At 69.3% G+C, this 4612-nt stretch carries 4 protein-coding genes; 2 read left to right on the forward strand and 2 right to left on the reverse strand.

The annotated features are described in order from the left end of the window. Nucleotides 1–996, forward strand: a 996-nt coding sequence (locus tag D7V88_RS39090; RefSeq protein ID WP_341870756.1) for a hypothetical protein, incomplete at its 5' end; no start/stop codon positions are given. Nucleotides 997–1200: 204 nt separating this feature from the next. On the opposite strand, the gene D7V88_RS44000 is transcribed toward D7V88_RS39090, so the two are convergent. Continuing rightward, on the reverse strand, nucleotides 1201–1692 hold the full coding sequence (locus tag D7V88_RS44000; RefSeq protein ID WP_120545615.1) for a helix-turn-helix domain-containing protein: 492 nt from the start codon (nucleotides 1690–1692) through the stop codon (nucleotides 1201–1203). Between the two features lie 184 nt (nucleotides 1693–1876). Here D7V88_RS44000 and D7V88_RS39100 point away from each other — a divergent pair, with 184 nt between their 5' ends. Then, entirely contained in the window at nucleotides 1877–3772 is a 1896-nt protein-coding gene (locus tag D7V88_RS39100) for a ribonuclease R family protein (RefSeq protein ID WP_120545616.1), read from the forward strand. A gap of 4 nt (nucleotides 3773–3776) precedes the next feature. On the opposite strand, the gene D7V88_RS39105 is transcribed toward D7V88_RS39100, so the two are convergent. After that, nucleotides 3777–4517, reverse strand: a complete 741-nt coding sequence (locus D7V88_RS39105; protein ID WP_120545617.1) for a hypothetical protein — start codon at nucleotides 4515–4517, stop codon at nucleotides 3777–3779. Nucleotides 4518–4612 lie beyond the last annotated feature (95 nt).

Consider the following 4612-nt stretch of genomic DNA (forward strand, 5'->3'; position numbering starts at 1 on the left):
TTGCTTGGGGTGTGGGCCGGGGAGGCCCGGGCGAAGGGGCTCCAGGTGGAGTTCGACCTGCAGACGCCGCTCTTCCTGGACCGCACGTACCTGTTCGCGTCGCCCAACCGCATCAAGGTGCTGGGAGACCCGGAGTCGCCCGCGCCGTTGCTCGTCGAGGGCCAGTTCGCGCCCAACCTCTTCCTGCCGCAGTTGCGCTACGGCGACTTCAAACAGGACGGCCGGGAGACGCTGTTCTCCCTGGTGTTCACGCCGAAGATCCTGCTGCGGATGTTGAACACGGACAGCAACCCCATCCTGCCGCCGTCGTACATGCCGAAGTTCACGCTCCAGGCGGCGCACCTGCGGCTGTTGCATGGCCCGGACCGGGACGGTGCGCCCCGGATGCTGGCGCTGGGATTGAACGTCATCGTGGGCCATCACTCCAACGGTGAGGACGGGTGCTTCTTCGCGAACCAGACGGGGAAGGACCCGGACTGCACGCCGGCGGAAGGGCAGCTTCCGTTGAATGAGGTGTCGGGGAGCTTCTCCACGAACCTGCTGCGCTTCGAGGTGCACGGGCGGCTGGGGTTCGGGGTGGATCCGCACACGTTGAGCGCGTGGATCGTGGGGGCCAATGCCTTCTACGAACTGAATACAGCGATCGGGCCCGGGGGACTGAGTCCGCAGCAGCGCACCGTGTATGGGGATGGGCACTGGGGGGTGGGGCTGACGGGAGAGCGCACGGTGAACGGGAACCGCTTCCGGTTGGAAGGGGCGCTGTCGCATCCGTTCGGTGAGACGCCGGGTCAGCGGAGCACGCTGAGCGTGGAGCTGGCGGCGAATCCCTGGTGGGGCTCGGGCTTCGGGGTGTTCGCGCGGTACGTGCGAGGGCAGGACTACTACAACATCCTCTTCCTGGAGCGCATCAGCCTCTGGCAGTTCGGGCTTGTCTTTGAGCTGAACCCGGGCACGCGGTTGAAGACAGACAGTGGAAAGCCACCCGGCTTCCAGTGACGTCCGGCCCCACTCATGGATCCGTGAAGGACGGGGGCAACAGGGCGCGGACCTCACCCGCGAAGACCGGTACGCTGCGGGCCAGTCCGTTCATGCGCCGCGCTCAGCAAGGTGTCGCAGACGGTGAGGGGAATCAGGACGTTCGCATCGAGGACGACCGGGAACGGGGCGTGAATCACGAGCTGAAGGGCCCTCGCGTTCTCTTCATTCGAGTTCGGGGTAGCCCCCGGCGTCCTGGCTCTCCCGCATCATCGCGTCGAGCTGGGCCCGGCGGTCGGACTTCTGATGCGCGCGGTATTCGAGGACGTCCTTGCTGTAGACGCGCCGATGGGTGCCCGTGCGATGGAAGGGGATCCGTCCCTCGTCGAGTAACTGCACCAGGTACTGCCGCGACACGTTGAGCAGGTTCGCGGCCTGCTGGGTCGTGAGCTCCTTGTGGACCGGAACCACGGTGACCGCGTCGCCCGATGCGAGGATGGCGAGCAACTGCTGCATCAGCGTGAGCACATCCGTCGGCAACGGCACGGATTCGTGGTTGGGGCCCAACAGCGAGAAGAGCGGATGTCCGCCCCCCTTCTCAGCCAGCTCCCGGGTAATGAGCTGCGCGAGCTTCCGCACCTGCTCCAACGACACATCGCTGGCGGCGACAGGCTCTGACGCACGGGGCGGAAGGGCATCAGCGGTTGGTGAAGCCATGGGTGCCTCCTCGGCCGGGCAGTTCCGGGCCAGGAGGAATCATGGCCACATCCGACGCAAACGCAAGTCGCCCCATATGAGCTGGCCAGAGGAAGAACCGTGAAAACGCTGTAACCGCAACCCGGAGGAGAAGAATCCCGGGATCTCCCCGTGCGCCCTGGAGGTGGGTTACGACGGCGGCGACATGGACACCTCCGCCTCCCCGCGCACCGTCACCGGCCGCGTCGACGTGCATCCCCGTGGCTTCGGCTTCCTCACCGTGCAGAAGCCCGGTGCCCCCGAGGTGCTGTCCGCCTTCATCACGCCACCGGACCTGAACCCCCTCTTCGCGGGCGACATCGTCTCCGCCACCGTGACGGCCTCCGGCGAAGGCCGGTGGACCGCGTCCGGCCTGTCGCTGGTGGAGCGCTCCCGCACCGTCGTCTATGGCGAGGTCGTGGCGCGCCGGGGCACCTTCTTCCTGCGCATCGACAAGGAGGTCTCCAACACCGAGTGGCCCCTGGACCCGGGCACCACCCCCGTCCAAGCCAATGACGCCGTCGTCGCCCGCATCGCGGACGGCAAGGTCATGCTGCTCTACAAACTGGAGCCCGGCGCCGACCGCTCCCTCGAACGCGTCATCGCCCGCCACGGCCTGCACCGCGACTTCCCGCAGGAGGTCGTCGCCGAAGCCCTCCGCGCCCGCGAGGTGCCCCATGCGCTGGGCACCCGCCGCGACCTTCGCGCCATCCCCACCGTCACCGTGGACGCGCCCTCCACCCGCGACATCGACGACGCCATCTCCGTGCTGCCCGCGGGTCCCGACGGCGCCGTGCGCCTGCTCGTGTCCATCGCGGATGTCGGCGAGTCCGTGAAGGAGGGCAGCGCCCTGGACCTGGAGGCCCGCGCCCGCGCCACCAGCGTGTACCTGGCCGGCCGCGTGCTCCCCATGCTCCCGGAGGAGCTGTCCTCCCACTGGCTCAGCCTCGTGCCCGACCAGGAGCGCCACTGTCTCACCGTGGAGCTGAGAATCGACCCCGACGGCCGCGTCACCTCCGCGGACGTCTATGAGAGCCTCATCCGCTCCTGGGCACGGCTGAACTACGACGAGGTCGGGGAGTTCCTCGACGACGGCACCGTGTCCCCCGCCATGGAGTCCGTGCGCGAGGCCATGCCCTGGTTCCGGCTGGCGGCGGCCCGCCTCGCCGTGTCCCGCGCGGCCCGGGGCGGCATGGTGATGTCCCGCGACGAGGCGCGCTTCACCTTCGACACCGCCACCGGCGCCGTGTCCGGCCTCGCCGGGGAGAAGGACACCTCCGCGCACGGGATGATTGAGCGCTTCATGGTCGCCGCCAACGAGGCCATCGCCATGTGGCTGATGACGCGCGGCGTGCCCACCGTGTTCCGCGTCCATGAACAGCCGGACCCGCAGCGCGTGGCGGACGTGAACGCGTTCGCGCTGCACTCGGGGTTCGCGGCGGGCTTCGGCGCGCAGCTCACGCCCCTGGCCCTGGCCGCGTTCGATCGGCAGATCTCCGGCGCGAAGGCGGAGGCCGCGCTGCGCTCCGTGCTGCGCCGCTCGCTGGGCCCGTCCCGCTACACCGTGAAGCCCGGCCCCCACTTCGGTCTGGCCGCGCCCCTGTACCTGCACTTCACGTCCCCCATCCGCCGGTACGCGGACCTCGCCGTGCACCGGCTCATCAAGGCGTACCTCCAGGGCCGCCGTGACTTCGTGCACGAGGATCCCGAAGTCGAGCTGCTCTCCCAGCACATCAACCTGCGCGCCCGCTCCGCCAACCGCGCGGAGGTGGACCGCCACCACGAGTTGGAGGCCCGCTTCATGGCCACCCGCATCGGGCAGCAGTTCCCGGCGCGCATCGTGCGCGTGAAGCCCTTCGGCCTCGTCGCGCAACTGGATGGCATGTGGGTGGAGGGCATGGTGCCCGCGGACGGCCTCGCTGGCGGCCCCTACCGCCCGGACGCGCGCGAGCTTTCCATGGTGGGCTCCAAGCGGACCTTCACCGTGGGCATGCCGGTGAAGGTCAAGGTCGTCTCCACCGACGAACAGTTGGGCCGCGTGGAGTTCTCCCTGGTGGAGTGACGCTTCAGCCCGCCAGCGGCAGGCCCTCGGTGAACTCCACGAGGGCCTTTCCGCGCACCCACCCGAGCAGCCCGCTGGACGAGCGCACCAGGTACCAGACGTCGTCCCAGTCGCCCTTCGGCGCAACGCTCGCGGCCAGCACCTGCACCTTGGAGCCCTGCGCGGTGTTGGCCACCACCGCGGAGCCCGTGCGGGACTGCGCCAGCGGGAAGGACTTCTTCACCGTGGCCTCCACGCCCACCGCGTACAGCTCCTGCGGCACGAGGTTGAGCTTCCACGCCTTGCGGTCCAGCGCGTACTTCTCCCGCCGGTGCCAGAAGCCCATCCACGTATCGACCAGGACGATGCCGTTGCCCTTCGCCTCCGTGAGGGCCCGCACGTCACCCAGCGGCTTCACGCCCTTGCCGTCGTAGCCGTAGAGGAAGAAGCGGTGGTCGTCGTCCACGTCGCCCACGGAGTGCACGAGCAGCTCCTTCCACTTGTCGCCCGTGTCCAGGTCCACCACGGTGAAGCCGCTCACCTCGTTGCCGGCCGCGTTGCCCTGCACCGTGGCCGCGCCGACCTTCAACGTGAACTTCCCGTCGGCGCCCGGCGTCAGCGACACCGCGTCGGGCTTGCCATCGCCGTCCAGGTCCACGTTCGCGGATTTCACGGGCGCGTCGTTCTGGGCCCCGGGCTGGGCTCCAGCGGGGGCGGCGGCGAACAGCACGGCGGAGGACAGCACGGCCAGGAGTGACGTCTTCACGGGAGCAGCACCTTGGGTCAGGCAGGGACCGGGCACGCAGGCCCGGAAGCGCACGAAGGCGGAGCAGGCTAGCCGCCCGCCCCCGCCCCGGACAC

Source organism: Corallococcus terminator (assembly GCF_003611635.1).
In the GTDB taxonomy this organism is placed as follows: domain Bacteria; phylum Myxococcota; class Myxococcia; order Myxococcales; family Myxococcaceae; genus Corallococcus; species Corallococcus terminator.

Coding starts and splice junctions, on each gene's coding strand:
- D7V88_RS44000 (WP_120545615.1), bottom strand. CDS start 1,692: ATGGCTTCACCAACCGCTGATGCCCTTCCGCCCCGTGCGTCAGAGCCT.
- D7V88_RS39100 (WP_120545616.1), top strand. CDS start 1,877: ATGGACACCTCCGCCTCCCCGCGCACCGTCACCGGCCGCGTCGACGTG.